The sequence below is a fragment of the Parabacteroides sp. HGS0025 genome (assembly GCF_000969845.1).
In the GTDB taxonomy this organism is placed as follows: domain Bacteria; phylum Bacteroidota; class Bacteroidia; order Bacteroidales; family Tannerellaceae; genus Parabacteroides; species Parabacteroides gordonii.
Window position 1 is genome coordinate 2,966,295 of record NZ_KQ033902.1, and the last position, 21,236, is coordinate 2,987,530.

At 41.3% G+C, this 21,236-nt stretch carries 20 protein-coding genes; 10 read left to right on the plus strand and 10 right to left on the minus strand.

The features are described from left to right. Positions 1 to 13: 13 nt before the first annotated feature. From nqrE to HMPREF1212_RS11725, 5 genes are read right to left on the minus strand one after another with little or no spacing between them, the layout of a single operon-like run. Positions 14 to 631, minus strand: coding sequence for an NADH:ubiquinone reductase (Na(+)-transporting) subunit E (nqrE, locus tag HMPREF1212_RS11705; RefSeq protein ID WP_028729401.1), 618 nt, complete (start codon positions 629 to 631; stop codon positions 14 to 16). 25 nt (positions 632 to 656) lie between these two features. After that, on the minus strand, positions 657 to 1,286 hold the full coding sequence (locus HMPREF1212_RS11710) for an NADH:ubiquinone reductase (Na(+)-transporting) subunit D (protein ID WP_028729402.1): 630 nt from the start codon (positions 1,284 to 1,286) through the stop codon (positions 657 to 659). 4 nt (positions 1,287 to 1,290) lie between these two features. Beyond that, positions 1,291 to 1,956 (minus strand): NADH:ubiquinone reductase (Na(+)-transporting) subunit C, encoded by a 666-nt coding sequence (gene nqrC / locus HMPREF1212_RS11715; RefSeq protein WP_046149472.1) that lies wholly within the window; start codon positions 1,954 to 1,956, stop codon positions 1,291 to 1,293. A 22-nt stretch (positions 1,957 to 1,978) separates the two neighbouring features. Beyond that, positions 1,979 to 3,181, minus strand: a complete 1,203-nt coding sequence (locus HMPREF1212_RS11720) for an NADH:ubiquinone reductase (Na(+)-transporting) subunit B (RefSeq protein WP_028729404.1) — start codon at positions 3,179 to 3,181, stop codon at positions 1,979 to 1,981. 22 nt (positions 3,182 to 3,203) lie between these two features. Continuing rightward, complete coding sequence (locus HMPREF1212_RS11725) at positions 3,204 to 4,553, minus strand: Na(+)-translocating NADH-quinone reductase subunit A (RefSeq protein ID WP_028729405.1); 1,350 nt, start codon at positions 4,551 to 4,553, stop codon at positions 3,204 to 3,206. Between the two features lie 132 nt (positions 4,554 to 4,685). Between HMPREF1212_RS11725 and HMPREF1212_RS11730 the strand changes: the two genes are divergently transcribed. Continuing rightward, positions 4,686 to 5,954, plus strand: a complete 1,269-nt coding sequence (locus HMPREF1212_RS11730) for a type IX secretion system plug protein (RefSeq protein WP_046150356.1) — start codon at positions 4,686 to 4,688, stop codon at positions 5,952 to 5,954. A gap of 428 nt (positions 5,955 to 6,382) precedes the next feature. After that, the gene (locus HMPREF1212_RS11735) at positions 6,383 to 6,994 is read left to right on the plus strand and encodes an HU family DNA-binding protein (protein WP_046149473.1); all 612 of its coding nucleotides are present in this window, start codon (positions 6,383 to 6,385) and stop codon (positions 6,992 to 6,994) included. Positions 6,995 to 7,005: 11 nt separating this feature from the next. Here the strand turns inward: HMPREF1212_RS11735 and HMPREF1212_RS11740 are convergent, their stop codons facing one another. Beyond that, on the minus strand, positions 7,006 to 8,292 hold the full coding sequence (locus HMPREF1212_RS11740; protein ID WP_046149474.1) for a hypothetical protein: 1,287 nt from the start codon (positions 8,290 to 8,292) through the stop codon (positions 7,006 to 7,008). A 239-nt stretch (positions 8,293 to 8,531) separates the two neighbouring features. Between HMPREF1212_RS11740 and HMPREF1212_RS11745 the strand changes: the two genes are divergently transcribed. Next, the gene (locus HMPREF1212_RS11745; protein ID WP_028729409.1) at positions 8,532 to 8,756 is read left to right on the plus strand and encodes a putative signal transducing protein; all 225 of its coding nucleotides are present in this window, start codon (positions 8,532 to 8,534) and stop codon (positions 8,754 to 8,756) included. 24 nt (positions 8,757 to 8,780) lie between these two features. Next, positions 8,781 to 9,755, plus strand: coding sequence for a 4Fe-4S binding protein (locus tag HMPREF1212_RS11750; RefSeq protein WP_046149475.1), 975 nt, complete (start codon positions 8,781 to 8,783; stop codon positions 9,753 to 9,755). Here HMPREF1212_RS11750 and guaD read toward each other — a convergent pair. The 3 genes from guaD to HMPREF1212_RS11765 form a co-directional block, all read right to left on the minus strand. Continuing rightward, entirely contained in the window at positions 9,720 to 11,060 is a 1,341-nt protein-coding gene (gene guaD / locus HMPREF1212_RS11755) for a guanine deaminase (protein WP_046149476.1), read from the minus strand. The genes HMPREF1212_RS11750 and guaD overlap by 36 nt on opposite strands. Before the next feature lie 162 nt (positions 11,061 to 11,222). Continuing rightward, a complete protein-coding gene (locus HMPREF1212_RS11760; protein ID WP_028729412.1) occupies positions 11,223 to 11,774 on the minus strand; it encodes a DJ-1 family glyoxalase III in 552 nt (183 codons plus the stop codon). A 7-nt stretch (positions 11,775 to 11,781) separates the two neighbouring features. Beyond that, positions 11,782 to 13,425, minus strand: coding sequence for a PAS domain-containing hybrid sensor histidine kinase/response regulator (locus tag HMPREF1212_RS11765; protein ID WP_028729413.1), 1,644 nt, complete (start codon positions 13,423 to 13,425; stop codon positions 11,782 to 11,784). A 204-nt stretch (positions 13,426 to 13,629) separates the two neighbouring features. Here HMPREF1212_RS11765 and HMPREF1212_RS11770 point away from each other — a divergent pair, with 204 nt between their 5' ends. From HMPREF1212_RS11770 to HMPREF1212_RS11790, 6 genes are all read left to right on the plus strand, one after another. Beyond that, the gene (locus HMPREF1212_RS11770; protein WP_028729414.1) at positions 13,630 to 14,931 is read left to right on the plus strand and encodes a phenylacetate--CoA ligase family protein; all 1,302 of its coding nucleotides are present in this window, start codon (positions 13,630 to 13,632) and stop codon (positions 14,929 to 14,931) included. 31 nt (positions 14,932 to 14,962) lie between these two features. Continuing rightward, positions 14,963 to 15,388, plus strand: coding sequence for an acetolactate synthase (locus HMPREF1212_RS11775; RefSeq protein WP_028729415.1), 426 nt, complete (start codon positions 14,963 to 14,965; stop codon positions 15,386 to 15,388). A gap of 55 nt (positions 15,389 to 15,443) precedes the next feature. After that, a complete protein-coding gene (locus tag HMPREF1212_RS27565) occupies positions 15,444 to 15,584 on the plus strand; it encodes a symporter small accessory protein (protein ID WP_347566545.1) in 141 nt (46 codons plus the stop codon). Then, on the plus strand, positions 15,581 to 17,140 hold the full coding sequence (locus HMPREF1212_RS11780; RefSeq protein ID WP_046149477.1) for a sodium:solute symporter family protein: 1,560 nt from the start codon (positions 15,581 to 15,583) through the stop codon (positions 17,138 to 17,140). The genes HMPREF1212_RS27565 and HMPREF1212_RS11780 overlap by 4 nt, the downstream gene beginning before the upstream one ends. Positions 17,141 to 17,388: 248 nt before the next feature. Further along, positions 17,389 to 18,303, plus strand: coding sequence for a substrate-binding domain-containing protein (locus tag HMPREF1212_RS11785; protein ID WP_046149478.1), 915 nt, complete (start codon positions 17,389 to 17,391; stop codon positions 18,301 to 18,303). After that, positions 18,303 to 19,679: an ATP-binding cassette domain-containing protein gene (locus HMPREF1212_RS11790; protein ID WP_046149479.1), complete on the plus strand. Its 1,377-nt coding sequence runs from the start codon at positions 18,303 to 18,305 to the stop codon at positions 19,677 to 19,679. The genes HMPREF1212_RS11785 and HMPREF1212_RS11790 overlap by 1 nt, the downstream gene beginning before the upstream one ends. Here the strand turns inward: HMPREF1212_RS11790 and HMPREF1212_RS11795 are convergent. Further along, a complete protein-coding gene (locus tag HMPREF1212_RS11795) occupies positions 19,672 to 21,180 on the minus strand; it encodes a PAS domain-containing sensor histidine kinase (protein ID WP_028729419.1) in 1,509 nt (502 codons plus the stop codon). The two genes, HMPREF1212_RS11790 and HMPREF1212_RS11795, sit on opposite strands and share 8 nt — an antisense overlap. Positions 21,181 to 21,236 lie beyond the last annotated feature (56 nt).

Below are 21,236 nucleotides of genomic sequence, written 5' to 3' on the forward strand. Positions count from 1 at the left end.
AATGCGTTAATACTTAGATCTTAAGTCCGGAGAAGCACATAAATGCCATACCCATCAGACCGGTAATGATAAAGGTGATACCCAGACCTTTCAAAGGTTTTGGAATATCCGAATAAGCTAATTTTTCGCGGATAGCAGCCATACCAACGATAGCCAGCATCCAACCGATACCAGAACCCAAACCGTATACAGTAGCAACCCCTACATTAGAGAATGCTTTCTGCTGCATAAACAGAGATCCACCCAGGATAGCACAGTTTACAGCGATAAGCGGCAAAAAGATACCCAGAGAAGCATACAGGGCCGGAGCGAACTTTTCTACTACCATTTCAACCAATTGCGTAAATGAAGCAATGATGGCGATGAAGATGATCAGTGAAAGGAAACTCAGGTTCACACCTGCATATTCAGCGCCCAACCAGCTCATGGCGCCTTCTTTCAAAATATAATTTTCGAGCATATAGTTGATCGGCAACGTACATACCAGGATGAACGTTACAGCCATACCCAATCCTAAAGCAGTCTTTACGTTCTTGGAAACAGCCAGGAAAGAACACATACCCAGATAGTATGCGAAAATCATGTTGTCTACGAAGATCGAGCGGACAAACGTGCTTAAATATTCTTCCATTCTATTATTCGTTTAATAGTTTGCATTAATTTTCTTGAAGTTCTTTGTTCTTAGAACGGTGAACCCATATAATCACGGCAATTACGATCAAAGCCATCGGAGGCAGGATCATCAAACCGTTGTTTACATAGCCGAAGTCGTAGAATGCCTGCGGAATCACCTGGAATCCAAGTAACGTACCTGAACCCAGCAATTCGCGGAAGAAACCTACGATCACCAGAATCAAACCATATCCCAGACCATTACCGATACCGTCCAGGAAAGACTCCCACGGACCGTTACCCAAGGCAAATGCTTCCAGACGTCCCATCAGGATACAGTTGGTAATGATCAGACCAACGAACACGGAAAGCTGCTTATTTACGTCATAGGCAAAAGCTTTCAATACTTCACTTACGATAGTTACCAGCGCAGCAACAACCACCAACTGTACGATAATACGGATACGGTTAGGAATTGTATTACGCAGCAACGAAATAATCACGTTGGCAAAAGCCACAACAGCCGTCACGGAAAGTCCCATAACTATAGACGGCTCAAGCTTCGATGTTACAGCCAGCGCAGAGCAGATACCCAGCATCTGTACGATCACAGGGTTGTTAGTGCTCAACGGGCCTAACAATACTTCTTTATTCTTACTTGATAATAATCCCATCTTCTTACTGATTTTGTGAGGTTAAAAACTTAACATAACCACTCAGGCTATTGAACAACATGTGATCGACACCCTGACTTGTGATCGTACCACCGGAAATACCGTCCACATAATCCTGACCGGCAACACTCTTACCCGGTTTTACGATAGCCACAGATTTAAATTCACCGTTGACAAACAGTTTCTTTCCTTTAAATTCATTACTGAACTGAGGTTTCGCTATTTCAGCACCCAATCCCGGAGTTTCTCCCTGGTGGCTGAAGTCAGTACCATAAATTGTATTTCTATCGTCATCAACAGAAAGGTACCCCCACAGAGGTCCCCACAAACCAGCACCTGAAAGAGCCATGATATATTTGGTCTTACCATCTACACTGGCTACGAATACAGGATGTTGTTCGGGTGTTGCACTAAATGCGTCACCTTCTACTTTTTCTCCATTTTCATTAACAAGGAAAGACTCCTTGATCAATTCATTGTATTTAGCTTCAGCCTCATTAGCCGGAACCGATACGTTGATTGAACGCAGGATCTGTTGTCTTTTATCGTTATCTTCATTCTTTTTCTGGAAACTTCTCAACGACTGCGAAGTGAAAGCTAACACAACAGCAACCAGAAGAACCATTACAGAAGCATATACTACGGTATATACATTACTATCTCTATTCATAATTCTACTTCTTATTATAATGTTACTTCACTGCTCTCTTTAAACGACGTGTGATGTTGCTTTCTACCACATAGTAGTCAATCAGCGGAGCAAATACATTCATCAACAGGATAGCGAGCATCATACCTTCGGGATAACCCGGGTTCAGTGCACGGATAATGATAGCCATAGCTCCCACTAAGAATCCATAAATATATTTACCAGTTTCAGTACGTGCAGATGTTACAGGGTCGGTAGCCATAAATACGGCACCAAAAGCAAAACCACCCAGGAACAAGTGATCGACTGGAGATACACACATAGCAACGGTAGTTCCTATCATATTGAAGATAGCAGCCATTAAAGCACCACCTACAAATACAGACAGCATTGTTTTCCAGCTTGCGATCTGAGTATACAGCAAAATCACGGCACCGATCAGGATAGCCAAGACGGATGTTTCACCGATTGAACCCGGAATCAATCCCAGGAACATATCCCATGTAGACAACGGGTTACCCAATACGTCTACTGTCTGGAATGAACCGATCATGTCTTTACCGGCAATAGAAACCTGTCCCAGAGGAGTTGCTCCTGAGAAACCATCTACTACAGTACCGGCACCCAGTCCGAATGTATCGGCTGTGCGAACGAATACCTGGTCGCCGGACATGGCAGCCGGATATGCGAAGAACAGGAATGCACGTGTTACCAATGCAACGTTAAATACGTTGTAGCCTGTACCACCAAATACTTCCTTGGCAAAAACAACTGCAAAAGCAGTAGCCACAGCGATCATCCACAGCGGAGTATCGATAGGAACAATCATCGGGATTAATATACCGGAAACCAGGAAACCTTCCTGAATTTCTTCTTTCTTCACCTGGGCAACAGCAAATTCGATACCCAGACCTACTACATACGAAACAATAATTTTAGGCAGTACGGCCAGGAAACCGAAGATGAAGGTCATCAAAAATCCCGGATCAGCACCAACAGCCAGATTGTGTTGGTAACCGACGTTGTACATACCAAAAAGCAAAGCAGGCAACAAAGCGATGATAACCACAGTCATGGTACGCTTTGAATCGATAGAGTCGTGAATATGCACGCCTGATTTCGAGGTAGTGCTCGGAACAAATAAGAATGTTTCGATACCTTCGAATACAGAACCGAACATCGCCAGCTTTCCGCCTTCCTCAAAGTTAGGCTTAATCTTGTCGAGGTAATTCCTTAACGCTTTCAATGTATTCTAATTTTTTATGTTATTAATTCATTTCCTTGTATAACAGATCCAGACCCTGACGAACGATCTTCTGCAGTTCGATCTTGGAAGTGTCAACAAATTCACAAAGTGCAAAATCTTCGGGAGCTACTTCATAGATACCCAGATTTTCCATTTTATCGATATCGAAAGCGATGATAGCTTTCAGCAGGTATTCGGGGATAATGTCCATCGGGAATACTTTATCGTATTCGTTAGACATGATCATCGCACGTTTACCTCCCTTGATGCGGGCATCGATCACATATTCTTTGCTTTTCGGGGCCAACCAGGTGAAATAAGAATGGCTAACGCTGTACTTACCGAATCCAAGAGTTGCCCAACCGAAGAAATCATAAGTTTTGTCTCCTTCAGGGATCACTGTGATCTGGTTGTCGTAAGCTCCCAGATAGTCGTCTTTACGAACTTTTGTACCGGTCAGCACGTTTCCGCTGATAATACGCAGGTCTTCTTTACCTTCCAGGATCTTTCCAGCCACCAGACTGTCGATCGTACAACCGGAAATAGTTTTGATGTATCCTCTTTCTGTTGTTTCAGAACCAGTGATAGCAACCATCCGGCTAAAATCAGCAACTCCCTTGTTAAACAGGCGACCGATAACGATCACGTCGGCAGGATTAACCACCCAAACCACTTCGCCTTTATTAACAGGCTTAATGTGATTGATCTGCACCCCTACATTTCCTGCAGGATGCGGTCCTTCAACTTCTACTGTTTCAACACTCTTCACATTCACGGAAGAACCTTTACGGATGCCTACATAAACTTTACCACTGGTAAGTTTTGCCAACGCATCCAGCCCAGTCTGGAAATCAGCTTCCTGTCCCTTCAGGATGAAGTCGAAATCGGGAGCCAGCGGAGCAGAATAGAAGGCCGACACGAAAATATCGCGTGGCTGATCTGTCGGCGTTGCTACGATATCGTACGGACGCTGTTTGATAAAAGGCCACATACCGCTATTGAGCAGGGCTTCTTTTACCTCTTCACCCTTCAGTGAAGACACATTTTTCTTGCCGAAATCTTCATACTCGATCTGCGTGTCCGGCTTAACAACAATGCTAAGGACTTTACGCTTCTCTCCTCGGTTTACGGCAGTTACTTCACCACTTACGGGTGAAACAAACTTGATTTCCGGGCGGTTCTTATCGATCATCAATACAGAACCGGCTTTGACTTTTTCTCCTACTTTGGCAACAACTTTGGGGATAATACCGTTATAATAATCGGGAACGATAGCATAGCTATCACTTTTCCGACCGTTTAGCAGTACATCCGAAGCTTTACCCTTCAGATTAATGTCTAAACCCTTTTTAATCTTAATCACATTTGCCATGATACAACTAAAATTGTTTATATGTAATTTTCCCGCAAAAGTACATAAATTTTTATGCTTTAAAGCAGGAATAAAGAAATAATTAAAGAAATAATTCCATAATTTTGCACCGTCAAAGAAACATACATGAAAATGAGAGTACATTGTTTACTATTTTTGTTGTTTTGTGCCGCTGTCATGCAGGCCAATGCTCAGCAAACGTACTTTACCGACGTTAACAGCAAGCTGATAAAAACCCTTCAGGTGAAGGTGGCCGGAGAGTTTATTTCCGAGCCTTATATCGAGTTGAACAGCGATCAGCAGATCGAGATCAACTTCGATGCATTGGAACAGGGTGGCGTACGCTATTCCTATTCCATCATTCACTGTGATGCGAACTGGCAAAAGTCCATCCTCTCTCCCATTCAGTATATGAGTGGTTTTCAAGGACTAACAATAGATGACTTCGCCAATTCCATTAACACAACGACGCAGTACACGAACTATAATTTGCTGTTGCCGAATGACGATGTTCAGTTTAAGGTTTCGGGAAACTATGCCGTACAGATCTATAACGAGGATATTCCTGATCAGATTGTTCTCACCGCTTGTTTCTCAGTTGCGGAACCGATGGTCAATATTTCCGCATCCGTCAGCGGGAACACGGATATCGATACCAACCAAACGCATCAGCAGGTGAGCTTCACCATTAACAATCCTAACTTCCCGATCCCATACCCCCAGACAGACCTGAAGATATATGTATATCAGGATAACCGGCGTGACAATGCAGCATCCGGCTTGCAACCGATGTCGATTCAGGATAACCAGATATCCTATACTTACAATCGCAACCTGATCTTCTCTGCCGGGAATGAATATCGCCGTATGGAGTTTCTGAGTACGAAGTATAATGGAATGCATATTGAAAGTATCTCCTATCATAATCCTTATTACAATGTGGAGTTGATGACCGACCATAAACGCAATAACCAGACTTATCAATACGATCAGGATCAGGACGGCCGTTTCTTTATCCGCTGTAGCAGCTGCGACGATCCAAATACCGAAGCAGACTATTGCATCGTGCATTTTGCGTTGGCCTGCGATCCTTTCCTTGACGGAAGCGTTTACCTGGATGGCGAACTATTCCATAACGTTTTAGATGAAAAGAGCAAGATGGGGTATAACTTTGAGACTCATCAATACGAGAAAGCCGTCTTACTTAAACAGGGAAGCTACAATTATCAGTACCTTTACGTACCGAATGGCAGCACTGTCGGCGAAACCGGCCCTATAGAAGGTAATTATTACCAGACAGAAAACGAATATAGCATCTATGTTTATTACCGTCCTATGGGCACACAATACGATCGTTTGATCGGTGTTACAACGGTTAAGAATGCTATGCAGGTATTTTAAAGTTACTAAATAAAAATATCCCGGTATTCTATCAATAGAGAAATACCGGGATATTTTATGTCGTATTATTTCTTCTTTATAATCACTACATCCTGAAAGTCCAACGGGGATGTTCCATGCGACCAACTTCCCTGATGTATGGACTCAGCATATAACATATAGACAATAATTTTATTTACGCAAAGTTTATGCCTATATTATCTATGTTCTGATATATTTCTCCGCTATTTCTTTGCTTTTCCTCCTTTCTTTCAATATATTTGTTCCCTACCTTTTATATTTTTGACCTAGGTAGAAAAGGTTTTGCACCAAGGTCAAAAACGTTTATTACCTAGGTCGAAAATGTTTAGCACCTAGGTCAAAAATACAGAAGATAGGGACATTTGTATTTGAAAGTAATAACCTTATAATTAAAAACACCTAGTATTATGACTGCACAGTACGGACTTTTCAGGAATCCTCCGCATAAAGGAGAAAAAGAAAGCAATATTCTTCATGCCCGCATCATACCGGGAAGAACCATACGGATCGACCGGGTTACACGGGAAATATCCGAATGCACTTCCTTTAGCCCGGGAGATGTGAAAGGATTATTGCAGGCTTTTGCTGACGTGCTCGTTTCGTATCTGGAAGACGGTGATGAAGTTGAACTGGAAGGCCTGGGGCATTTCTCCGTTTCATTGAAATGTCCGAAGATCACATCCCCCAGACAAGTACGTGCCGAAGACATCAACTTCAAATCGGTAAACTTCCGTTGTTCGAAAGAGATAACGGAGCGGCTTCGAAGCATGAAAGTTGAAAGAAAGCCCGGATCATCAAAGCCAGTCAAATATACGGTAGAGGAACGAAAGGAAAATATCTTGAAATACCTTGGAAAACACGAAACGGTCATGAGTTTCGAATGCATGGGGATCAACGAATGTACCCGTTATCTGGCACTGAAAGATTTGAAGGAACTGATCGCAGAAAAGAAAATAGTTAAGGAAGGCTACCGAAAGGTAGTCGTTTATATGTTGGCAAAAGATGGCCGGGATGAGTAACCCGGCTGTCTTTATCTTACTGTGAATTCTTGTTTTAGAGAATCTTTTTCCAGTATAAAACCTTCATTCAAATCCAATTGCCAATCGTTGGTGATGATATGTTTAGTATCATTGCCAGGCTTATAATCGGAGAGCGGAATAGTCACACTGTTCCAGGCATCGTTGATAAGGCAACCTATATTAAATACATTCAAAATACCCCATTCATCAACAATACGGGCTTCCTTATAGACTGTGCCCAATCCTTCCAGTGCCGTGATACGGTTCGGATTAAAACTTATATTCATTTTTCGTAAAGGCAAAGTGATGCAGTTTGTCTGAAAAACAGTCTTTAACTGTGCCAGTTCATATTGTTTCCTCTTATCCCTTGCCTGTTCTTCTTTTTCTATCCGGGTATACGAATACTTGTTTTTTCTTATCTCACATTGATTTTGTATGTCGACTGGCAAAAACGTTTCGTACATTTTCTGAACTATAGAACCTAAATCAGATGTAGCATTCAATTGTTTACGCCAGTTATGCCTCGACTGATCCAATAAATAGCCATAAACAGAACCGGAATGATAAGCATACGAACGGACTAAATTTTCTGCAGCCAGATACTTTTCAAGGCTTTCATCCAACTTGGCTCGATAAAGAGAGTCAGAGTCTATACAGAGTTTCATTCCTGTATATTGAGGAATACCTTCGTGTATCTCAAATGCATTTTCAGCTGTCACATAATCTGGATAAAGAGAACGGCGATAAGCACGGAAACACAAGGCATCTTCTATACACATCCTTCTTTCTTCTCCCTCGGTCGACAAAGCTTTGCTTAATGCCAACCATTCCATTTTAAGCCAGATGCGGGCATCCTTTTGTTCAAGATGTGCATTATTATAGTTAAAGGAGATCAGTTTCAATGAATCCTGCCAATAATGAAATATTTCATGAGTAAATAAAATATTCCTCTCAAGTTCGTCCTCTGGTAAAGGAACCATTACCATCACCCATTTTTTCCCATATACCTCGGTGATCGAGTTAGCTACACTTTTATCAATCGGATATTTGCCACGATAGATATTTTCTTGTTTGACAAATTTATTCTCATTATCCGGTTCATTGCTCCATACATTCCGTAATGAATCTATGCAAAGGATCGGAGAATAGAGATTTATGCCCCATAATTTACCGTTATCCTTTTTACATATTTGTTCTACGGCTTTAAAATAGCCGTGATATATATCCGAAAGATCATTTTGGGCATAAGTCCGAAAAGAAAAAAAGATTACACATATCAATAAAATAGTATCTTTCATGTCAATAACTGTTATTCAACTCTATCACACTGCTGTACAATCCGGTAGAGCTATCCGGTTCAACTTATCCTTGTTGGTTCAAAAGTAAGAAATATTATCAAATTGATACCCTTGCAGGCCTTTATTATTATGATTTATTTTATTTGGAGTACCCCCTTTCTTTATTCCCTGAATAATTATGTTTATTGGGGTAAAAAAAGTATCTTTGTAAAGGTAGGAACATATAAAACATTAATCGTATGAAGACAGTTTTTTTATCCACATTAGATAATAGCTTTCAGGCAGGGCTCCTGAAGGATCTATTAATGAACGAAGGTATAGAGTCTTTTTTCAAGAATGAGAATATGTCTACTGTACTAGGTAATATTCCGGGGTTTCAACTGGAAATATATGTCTTTGAGAAAGATTACGAGAGAGCTCAGGAGATTTTAAAAGAAGCATTACCCGAATTGGTTGGAGAATAAATTTGAGCGTCTTTTGCAGTCCTGATGAACAAACAATACTTATACACCTCGGCTATAACGGCATCACTGATTGCCGCCTTATTGATTATTGTCCAGGTCGTACCGTCTACACCTTTGCTTTTGATGGAACGATTGATACCGGCAGGCGGTTGGATACAGGTCGTTATTGCTGTTATTTATGGGGCATTGCTGTGTTATAAAATGCAGGATCGAAAAGAACGTCCGAAATGGAGAACAAGAGCTTGGTTGCTTTTCTCGATAGTCTTTTTCGGACAGTTGTTGTTAGGTATATTGGTTAACCCCGTATTCCTGATGACCGGAAAGTTGCATTTACCTGTTCCGGCTATTATTCTTGCAGGGCCATTATATCGGTTGGAAGGATTATTCATGCCTATACTTTTCCTGAGTACTTTATTACTTTCGGGGCCTGCCTGGTGTAGCCAGCTTTGTTATTTCGGGGCGTTTGATGCTTGGAGCGCGAAAGGGAAAACAAATAAAACAGCTTTTCGTTATCATCGCCCGTTACGTTATAGCGTCTTGTTTCTGGTGATTGCCGGAGCCATAGTATTAAGATTAGCCGGGGCTGATGGCTGGATTGCAACGCTTACCGGTGTTGCCGTAGGATTAATTGGGCTGGGGATAATGTTGTTATTATCACGCCGAAATAATAAAATGATCCATTGCAGCAGTTATTGTCCCATCGGCACTTTAGTCTCTTTTATGAAACACCTCTCTCCTTTCCGGGTAAAGCTAAATAAGGATTGCACGCATTGTATGGCCTGCTTGAAAGCCTGCAAATACGATGCTTTGCATAAGGACGATATAGAAAAAGGGCAAATCGGATACACCTGCACTTATTGCGGAGACTGCCTGTCCGCCTGCAAACATGGGGGACTTGAATACCGTTTTATGAAATTGCGTCCGGCAACCGCCGAACGCCTTTGGATCATCATTACAGTTGTTTTACACACCTGCTTCCTGATGATTGCCCGTATCTGACTGGTATACCGGACGCCCCATCAAATAAGTTGCCGTGATATTACGATCGTCGCCCAGTGTTTGAATTCCGAACAGTTTATTTTCAATATCCCACTTCCCATTACGTTGAAGATATTCTTTCCTCATTTGCTGGGAAGATGTTGCCGTACAATCGACTACAATAAAATCAGCTTCACGGCCAGGCTCGAAGCTACCGATCCTATCATCCAGCTTTAAAGCTTTAGCTGTGCCGCGTGTACATTTATATAAAGATTCAAATACAGACATCGAATAACCGTTCAATTGCTGCACTTTATAAGATTCGGCCATTGTTTTCCATAAAGAGAAGGAAGTTCCCCCTCCCACATCCGTAGCAAGTGTTGTTTGTATTGGAATACGGTTTGCCTGCTGCATATCGAATAAACCACTTCCGAGGAACAGATTGGATGTCGGACAATGGGCTATCACAGCCCCTGCTTCAGCCATCCGGCGGCATTCGGAGTCTGAAAGATGAATGCAATGACCGAATACCGAACGATCCGTTACCAACCCGGCACGTTCATACACTTCGAGATAATCCTGACATTCGGGGGACAGAGAAAGGGTCGAATCTATTTCGCCCTTATTTTCAGAAAGATGTGTCTGAATATAGGTGTCCGGAAATTCTTCATGCAAACGGGCTGCAGTGATCAGTTGCCCATGTGTAGATGTTATCGAGAACCGGGGAGTGACGACGTAAAGATTACGTCCTTTATTATGCCAGGTTTCAATAAGTTCGCGACTGTCTGCATACCCCGTCTCTTCCGTGTCCATCAATGCCTGGGGAGCATTTCTATTCATCATGACTTTTCCGGTAAGCATCCTCATATTATATTCTGAAGCGACAGTAAAAAGTGCATCGACCGAGGCTTTATGGACAGTGGCATAGGCCATGCAGGTAGTTGTTCCGTTCCTGAACAGCTCATTCACAAAGAATCGGGCAACTCTTTCCGCATATTCTTCCGAGGCGAAAGCTTCTTCCGTAGGGTAAGTATATTCGTTCAACCAGTCCAGCAGTTGCTTTCCGTACATACCGATCATTTCCGACTGAGGGTAATGGATATGCGAGTCGATCAATCCCGGCATTAATAGTTTTCCGGAATAGTCTGTAAGATGTGCATCCCTATATTTTTCTTTTATGGAATGGTATGGAGCCGTTTCTATTATTTTTCCTTCTGATATAACCAGAGCTCCATCCGGATAGTAGCAATAAGAATCTTCTCTTTCTAAAGGAGAGGCTTTGAAATAAAATACTTCTCCTCTGAATATTTGTATCGGATCATTCATTCTCAACATTTTTAGAAGTTCAACATATAAAGCAACTGAAGGCAATATATAACACATCAAAGGTAAGAAAATACCTGCAATCTTCTAAAAGCGAATGAAAGATCCGGGGAAATATCATGCAAGGGAGTTTTGCCGTTAAACAAAACTCCCGCATTATTCAGTTTATAAATCATACTGCAAAGCAGCAGCAACTTCATACGCTATTTCTTCGTCTCTCAACGCTTTCAGAATCGCTACACCAAACTCAAAAACAAACCCGGGGCCTTTACAGGTAATGATATTACCATCCTGTTCGACTCCGGTATAAGTAGGTATAGCCCCTATCATAGTCGGTTCAAAATTAGGGAAGCAAGTGGCCTTACGTCCTTTCAATAACCCCAAGCCGCCCAGCACCATAGGGCCTGCACAAATAGCACCCAGCAATATGTCTTCCTTATACTTTTCCATAATAAGTTCCTTCAAGCGGGTACAAGTATTCAGATGATTACTTCCTGGTATGCCTCCCGGAAGGATTAAAGCATCTGCTGCACTGAAGTCAGCTTCTTCAAAAACAAAATCCGCTATCACCGGAATATTATGCGCACCCATCACCTTGGGTTCTCCCATAATGGAAACAGTCGTAACTCTGATGCCGCCTCGTCTCAATATATCAACGGTACCCAGTGCTTCAATTTCTTCAAATCCCGTTGCCAGGAATACAAATGCTTGTTTCATATCTTCTCTATTTATTTTTATTAAGGTAATACTTTATCTTATACTTCAACAAAGGTATATCAACCGGCTTAACCAGATAATCATTGAACTGGCAATCCTTGGCCTTCTCTTTTTCCTTATCGAATGCGAATGCGGTAAGTGCCAGGACAGGAATATCCGGTGAAAGTTTCCGTATTTCACAGGTTGCTTCAAATCCATCCATAACGGGCATTTTTATATCCATCAGGATTAAATCCGGTTTATAAGTCTTAAACAGTTGTACGGCCACTTCTCCGTTTTCGGCATAGATCAAACGATACTGTTGCTTCAGGACAGCCTGCAACAGAAGATAGTTTTCCAACACGTCTTCAGCAACAAGAATAGTATATTGTCCGGGTAAAGCATCCGGTACCACTTCCATCGGCACTCCATTATCTTGTTCTTTCGCTGCAGGTGTTGCAGAATTAGCCAATGGAAGGGTGAACCAGAAAGTAGAACCTTTGCCTAACTCCGATCTGAGCCCGATCTCCCCACCCAGCTTCTCTACGATCATTCTGCAGATGGATAGTCCTAAGCCAGTTCCTTGTCTGAAATCATCCAGCTTTACAAACCGGTCAAAGACTGCATCCTGTTTGTCTTTAGCGATCCCAATACCTGTATCGGTAACTGAAACACGAACAAAATCTCCTTCAACCTCATACGACAAAGAGACAAATCCCTGGTTCGTACATTTTATCGCATTGGAGAGAAGATTCAATAAAACCTGCTCAATACGCTGTGTATCTGTCTGTAACCTAACGGAAGGCAGTAACTCTCCATGAAATAGCAATGCCACATCCGAAGTCATTTTCAAAGATTGTGAAACGTATACCTCATGGCAGATGTCTTTCAGGTCTACATTGGAAATGTTATAATTTAATGTTCCCGACTCTATTTTAGCAAAATCCAGAATATCATTAATCAGTTGAAGCAACAAATCACTGTTATTATTAATTATGGTAAGAAACTCCTGTTGTTCACTGGCATTTTCTGTTTCCGTGATCAACCTGGAGAAACCGACAATAGCATTCAATGGAGTACGTATCTCATGACTCATATTCGCAATAAAGGCATTTTTCATTTTGTCTGCCTCTTGTGCTTTGATCAAGTCCAATTCATTCTGGCGTTGTTCGGTAATATCCCAAAGCATCGCTAATATTAAAGGAGACGCTCCGGGATCCGGATTCGTAATCAACAGACGGATGATATTTACGACACGGAACTCACCATTTGGTTTTTCATATTCAACCATTGACTTATAAGTGCGTCCATTATTTATTGTGGAATAGTCTTCCGTCCGGATTTCATGCGCCCTTCTTGGATCGGAAAAAATATCGAAGTCTGTCTTACCAATTACTTCAGAAGCATTTACTCCCATAAAATCTTCCGCTGCCTGATTGAAGTAAATATATTTGAAACTATCAAATACATCTTTTACAGAGATTGCAACAAATATATTTGAAAGAATAGTATTCATTAATATGTTCAGAAAGTTTATTTTTCGCTGATTTAGAAGATTTTCGTTCATTTTCTCTATCTCAGCATCTTTCATGGCATATTGAGCGATATCTGTTTCCAACACTTTTATTCGCTGGATTAACTCTTCCCTGGAAAGGTTTTCGTATGTATTCATAATATAATTCAAGGTTTGTACATGATCTAAACTAGTGTGTATTCTGATGACAAATATAATTATTATTTTTAATGAACCTTGATAAATAAGCATTTAAATAATCTGCCCCCATAATTTTGACATAAAATGCAGCTATAATCCAAAATAAAAGATACATTTGCAGTCTAATTTCATGAATTAAACACAATATAATACGAAAAAGCTATGATGTATTGGCAGAAAGATATTGAGACTATGAGTCGTGAAGAACTGAATAAATTCCAGTTGGAACGATTAAAGAAGACAATAGAATTAGCCGGACACTCCCCATTCTACAGCAAAGTACTCAAAGATAGCGGTATAACAGCCGACAGTATACAATCGTTGGATGATTTGCAGAAAATCCCGTTTACTACTAAAGATGATTTACGTAGCAATTATCCGTTCGGTATGGCATCCATTCCTATTAAGGACTGTGTGCGAATTCACTCGTCCAGTGGTACAACCGGTAATCCGACCGTTGTATTACATTCTGCTAAAGACCTGGAACAATGGGCCAATCAGGTAGCTCGTTGCATGTATATGGTTGGTTTACGTGATACCGACGTTTTCCAGAACACTTCGGGTTACGGTATGTTTACCGGTGGTTTAGGCTTCCAATACGGAGCTGAAAAGCTTGGAGCATTGACAGTTCCGGCAGCTGCGGGTAATACCAAACGTCAGATCAAGTTCATCACCGACTTCGGAACTACCTGCCTGCATATCATACCGAGTTATGCTACCCGCCTGGCTGAAGTAATGTATGAAATGGGATTAGATCCGCGGAAAGACACGAAATTACATACGGTTTGTATCGGGGCTGAACCTCATTCCGAAGAACAGCGCAAACGCATCGAACAGCTACTGGGAGTAAAAGCCTACAACTGTTTCGGTATGTCTGAAATGAATGGCCCCGGCGTGGCATTCGAATGTACGGAACAAAACGGTTTGCATATCTGGGAAGACTATACCATTGTGGAAATAGTCGATCCACAAACTTTGCAGCCTGTACCGGACGGTGAAGTCGGCGAGTTGGTACTGACAACTATAAACCGTGAAGCGATGCCGCTTCTGCGCTACCGTACCCGCGACCTTACTTGTATTATCCCCGGCGAATGTCCTTGTGGAAGAACGCATAAACGTCTTGCTCGTTTCAAAGGCCGTAGCGACGATATGATCATCCTGAAGGGAGTGAACCTCTTCCCTATCCAGATCGAAACGATATTGATGCAGTTCAAGGAATTAGGCAGCAATTACCTGATCACTCTTGAAACAGTGAACAATAGTGACGAAATGCTGATCGAAGTAGAATTAAGCGACCTGTTCACAGACGATTACAGTGTTCTGCAACGTCTGGCAAAAGATATCACAAGACAACTGAAAGACGAATTATTGCTTACTCCCCGCTTAAAGCTGGTAGCAAAAGGCTCACTGCCTGTGCAGGAAGGTAAAGCAGTAAGAGTAAAAGACTTGCGTAGATTCTCTTAAATAATTGTTCAATAAATAAAAATATACAGCTATGACAGTAAATCAAATTTCTATTTTCCTGGAGAATAAGTATGGGAAGCTTAGTGAAATCCTGGCTCTGCTTGCTGAAGAAAATATACGGATCATTGCGGCGACCATTGCAGATACTTCTGAATATGGTATTCTGCGTATCATCGTAAGTGATCCTCAAAAGGCATATAAGATATTGAAAAGCAACAACGTCAGTGCCAATCTCACCGATGTACTGGCTATTGTCACCGATGCCTGTGCCGGAAGTTTTGCCAAAGCACTGACTCATTTTACCAAAGCAGGCTTAAGCATAGAATATATGTATTGTTTCTCATTGAATGACAAATCGATCCTGATCCTTCGTACAAACAACCGGGAAGCCGCCCGCGAAGTGATCCGCCGTCAGAGTTTGGAATATATTTGCGAAAGCGACTTAATGAAATTATAATATTATTTATCGTGGAGAGGTAAATCATGCCTCTCCACCCTAAAACAAATAACAAATGTTCGGAATTGATGACCCTGGTATCTGGTTAGCCTACCTGTTAGCCTTCGCGTGTTTAATTTTTTCTTTATGGTTCGGAATTACCAATTGGAATAAAGGAGATAAAGAGAGTGATAACCCTAAACAGTCTGATAAATGAGTACTCTTACCCTTGGAATTGTTGTCATAGTTTACATGTTCGTTATTGCCTGGTTAGGCTATATCGGCTACAAACAGACAAAAAACGCGAGTGATTACCTACTGGGGGGACGAAAGGTGAACCCTATTATTATGGCTCTCTCTTATGGGGCAACATTCATTTCTGCTTCAGCTATTGTGGGCTTTGGCGGGGTTGCGGCCACATTCGGTATGGGTATTCAATGGCTATGCTTACTGAATATGTTTATGGGAGTCGTTGTCGCCTTTATCTTTTTCGGAAGAAGAACCCGTAAATTAGGAGAAGAACATAATGCCCGAACTTTTCCCCAACTACTAGGGCTACATTATAATTCCCGTAGTATACAAATATTTATAGCTACAATTATATTTATCGGCATGCCTTTATATGCAGCTGTTGTGATGAAAGGTGGAGCCGTCTTTATCGAACAGATGTTTCATATAGATCTGCATCTGGCTTTACTGATTTTCACTTTGATTGTGGCTGCATATGTGATCACCGGAGGTATTAAAGGAGTCTTATATACAGATGCTTTACAAGCAGTTATCATGTTTGTATGTATGTTATTCCTGCTGTTCTGGTTTTATCATGTGATGGATATGGGATTTATAGAAGCGAATCAGAAGCTGACGGAAATATCGACGCTTGTTCCTGACCGGTTTAAGGAACTGGGGCATCAGGGATGGACTTCCATGCCGGTAACAGGTTCTCCACAATGGTATACGTTGGTTTCTTCACTTATTTTAGGAGTTGGTATAGGATGTCTGGCTCAGCCCCAGTTGGTGGTACGGTTTATGATGGTGGAAAGTACCAAACAGTTGAATCGTGGTGTATTGATCGGTTGCGTTTTCTTGATCGTTACGGTAGGAGCTATTTATCATGTAGGAGCTTTATCCAATCTGTTTTTCCTTAAGACAGAGGGGGTTGTAGCATCAGAAGCCATAAAAGATATGGACAAGATCATTCCGTTATTTATAGATCGTGCGATGCCGGAATGGTTTGGAGCCGTCTTTATGTTATGTATCTTATCGGCCAGTATGTCTACGTTAAGTGCACAATTCCACACAATGGGTGCGGCATTTGGTGCAGATGCTTTTCCCCATTTAGGCCGTAGCAAGAATACAAACTCAACAATGGGTGTCCGTATCGGTGTTTTATGCTCCATCCTGGTCAGTTACATTATTTGTTACACATTGAGTGCCGGCATTATTGCGCGTGGTACAGCCTTGTTTATGGGAATATGCGCAGCAACATTCCTGCCGACCTATTTCTGCTCTTTATATTGGAAAAAGGCAACAAAGGAAGGTGCATTGGCCAGTTTATGGACAGGAGCGTTAGCCAGTTTGATTGCCATGTTGTTTTTCCATAAAGCAGAAGCGGGTGCTGTCGGCTTATGCAAAGCTTTGACAGGAAAAGATGTACTGATCGATGTATATCCCTGGTTTGCCATAGACCCGATATTATTTGCACTTCCACTGTCTATCATCGCCATCGTTGTAGTTAGCTTGGTGACACAAAAGAAATCTGATAACATATAATTTGAACTACGTTAGTTTTTCTTATATGCTAGAAAACATAAATTAGCATTTTAACTATTGCTATTCATAGAAAAACCACGATATTTGCATCGTGGTTTTTTCATAATAGTATTAGATTTAAGGTTAACAAAGTTGATTAGGGCTTGTCGTGAGACAGGCTTTAATTGTTTATAGCCCTTCCCTATCCCGATAGTTAATCATTTTTCTATTACTATTGATCCTAAATTCCTACCTTTGCAAGAAAAAAGATGATCAGATACTTTTGTTTACTTCTTTTGGTTTTATGCAGTTGTAATAATAGCAAAAAGGATAATAATGTCATTCATGTATCCGTTCTCCGCGGGCCTTCTGTTATTGCATTTGCTAAAATGATCGAGGATTCTCCGGAAATAGAAGGAAAACGGTTATCTATTAATATTGTAGACTCTCCGGAACAAATGCAGGCGTTGCTGATAAAAGGGGAAACCGAATTGGCTGCCCTTCCTATGATCAATGCTGCGAATTTGTATAACAAAGGCTTGAAATACTCTTTATTAGGCTGTCCTGTCTGGGGAAACCTTTATATTGTCAGCAAGAAAGGAAATAATAACCAATTACCGGAAACAAATTCTTTACATGTTTTCGGTGCGGGAACAACTCCCGATATCCTGACCCGTTATTATTTACAGCAGAAAGGGATATCTTATTCCCTGAATTATTCCTTTGCTACGCCTCTTGAAATAACACAGGGATTGCTTAGCGGCCAGGTTCACAGGGCTGTACTGGCTGAACCATTTCTAAGCGTTGCCCTAAAGAAAGATAGTACGATACACATTGAGTCAAATCTGAATAACCCCGACAGTTCTTCTCCCGGATTTGCCCAGACAGCAATCGTCTGTACACCTTCGCTAAGCAATAAAAGGATAATACTGGACAGCCTGTTAAATGAATCCAGTCAGTTCGCTTTGCACCATCCGGAGCAAACGATACATATTCTTGAAAGCCGGAAAATATTTGCTCCGGGCTCACTGACTCCGGAAAGTATTGAAAGATGCCGTATTAAATATTTACCAGCCGAAGAAACGAAAGAAAGTATTCTGGATTTCTTACGCCTGATAGAACAATACGAACCGAAAGCCATAGGAGGTAAAATTCCGGATAATACTTTTATATCAGGTAAATAATGAAAAAAGGATTGATTTCATTTATATCAGTATGTCTTCTGTTGCTTCTCTGGCAACTGATTGCTTCTTATATGGATCAGCCGGAATTGATACCCTCTGTTCCAGATCTTTTAAAGACGCTGATCCGGTTATTCGGAACTGGATCATTCTATCAGAATATATTTGCAACAATTCTCCGTGGGATATCAGGTATACTGGTATCTTTAGTAATCGCCTTGCTCTCTGCCTTTTTATTTGCACGTTACGCGTTGCTTTACGAGCTTTTCAGACCGCTATTAACGGTTATGAGATCGGTTCCGGTGATCTCCTTCATCCTGCTGGCCTTGATCTTCCTCAACCCTGAAAGCATCCCGTTGATGATCGCTTTCCTGACTATGTTTCCCCTCTTGACGGAGAATCTGACAAAAGGTATAATAAACCTTCGTCCCGGACTGTCCCTTATGGCTGATCAGTTTAAAATAAACAGAAGAAATAAATTGATGCAGGTTATTTATCCGCAGTTAAAGCCTTTTTTATTCAGTGGACTGGCATCTGCGGTCGGTTTCGGTTGGCGGGCAATCATTATGGGGGAAGTTCTTTCCCAATGTACCTTCGGAATTGGAGGTGAAATGAAACGGGCACAGAATTTTATTGCCGTTCCGGAACTGGTAGCATGGACAATTGTTGCTGTTCTGATTAGTTTTTTGTTTGATAAAGGGATTAGTAAACTAGCATCCGTAGATTGGAAAATACTATTCAGTAAAACAAATTTCACTACAAATACGAAACCCTCTTCTCCCATAAAAATAACAGACATCACTTTTCAATATGGCAAAGCAGATGTTCTATCTCATTTTTCCTATACTTTTGAGCCTGGTACTATTTATGGTATAGAAGCACCGTCCGGTACAGGAAAAACAACATTGCTGAACTTAATTAACGGTTCACTTAAACCTGCCGACGGCATAATAGATATCGAAAAAGAGCAGAATCTGTCAAACGTATTTCAGGAGCCGGAGTTATTATCCCATTTAACCATATTACAAAATATATGCCTTCCGTTGGCTTCTGTTTACGATAAACTCCATTCTGAGACAAAAGCAATAGAGGCACTGAAATTAGTAGAAATGGAAACGTTAGCAAAGCGATATCCGGAAGAACTTAGTTACGGCCAACAACAACGTGTCGCTTTAGCCCGTGCTCTGGCTTTCCCTTCGGGAATAATGTTGTTGGACGAACCTTTTAAAGGCCTGGATAAAGCATTAACCCTTCATATTATAGACCGGATACTTATGCGACAAACAACAAACGGACAAACCATTATTTTCACATCTCATGATCAAGAGGAACTAAAGCGCCTTGCCTCAGCAACAATCCAGTTACCTGAGATTAATTAACCTTAATCGGATTACAGGGGATTGTAAACCAGAATGTAGATCCGGAACCTTCTTCAGACTCCACTCCGATCTCCCCATTCAGCATGGTTATAATCGTCTTACAGATCGACAGGCCAAGTCCCGTACCTTGTTTAAATTTATCGAGCTTGACAAACCGGTCGAAAATTGTTGCCTGAGCATCTTTCCTGATTCCTGTTCCCGTATCGGTGACATAGGCATGGATACCATTCTTCGAGAGTTTATAGCCAAACCGGATAGAGCCGGATGAAGTAAACTTTATGGCATTGGATAGAAAGTTAGTCAATACCTGGGTTAGCCTTGTTTTCTCGGAAATAATGCTATAGTTACTACCATCATTTTCAAAAATTACTTTTACTCCGGGATCAGCCCTCAATGTAAAGGCATGTTCCTGAGGCTTGAAGATATCGTTCAGGCTAAATTTCGTATATATAAACTCCAGTTTACCGGATTCTATTTTAGATATGTCGAGAATGTCATTGATAAGCTGTAACAGAAAATCATTACTTGATTCAATGATCTTCAGGTATTCTTGTTTTTCCTCCTGAGTCTCGACCTGAGCCATTAATGTAGAAAAACCGACAATGGCATTTAACGGTGTACGGATCTCATGGCTCATATTGGCAATAAAAGCCGATTTCATACGATCGCTTTCTTCCGCCAGCCGTTTGGCCTGTACATCTGCTTCATGCCGTTTATCGACTGTTATATCTCTTAAAATACCGATTGCTTTAAGCGGTTTACCGTCTTCTCCGGCTTCATATACTTCCCCTATCTTTTCAAGCCAGACATATTCGTCTGAAAAGTATTTACAACGAAAACTCAGTTTCAGGGAATCTATCTCCCCGCGGGCAAAAGCATTGACTACATCCCGATACATCTGTTGATCGGCAGGATGTATCTTTTCCGTAAAACTTTCGTGGGAAATATAGGAATGAACCATCTCTCCGTCTTTTACCAAGGATAATTCAGCTGTTTCATTCACCACATCCCATATCCACGGGTATATGCGTCCGGCCATACAGGAAAGAGCCAGTCTCTTATTGTTTTCGTGTAATTCATCTTCTATTTTACGTTGCTTGGTTATATCCCATGACATACCCAATAGATAAGGAGATTTTCCTTCCCGCGGGACAAGCAGTTTCATCGTATCCATCGAACGAAGTTCTCCCCTGGGGTCAAGCATCTGTTCAACATAACGTTGCATTTTACCGGAACGAAGCACTATCTCATCCATATCCCGAAAACGCTGTGCAACCACCGGATCAATAAACAAATCGAAGTCCGTTCTTCCTACAACATCATTATGAAAACGACCGTAAATCTGGTTCATCATCGGACTGGAGTACACATAACGGAAATCATCTCCCGTATCCTTTACAAAAAAATACATTGGTACCGAATTTACTATATTCGACAACAATCCGGATAGATCTTTATATTTTTGCTCCAATGCATCAGCATCTGAATCTACTGGTATCATACAGCTTTAGGGACTTAATGTTTATGTGTTCACAAAAGTCTTGAAAATAAACGAGA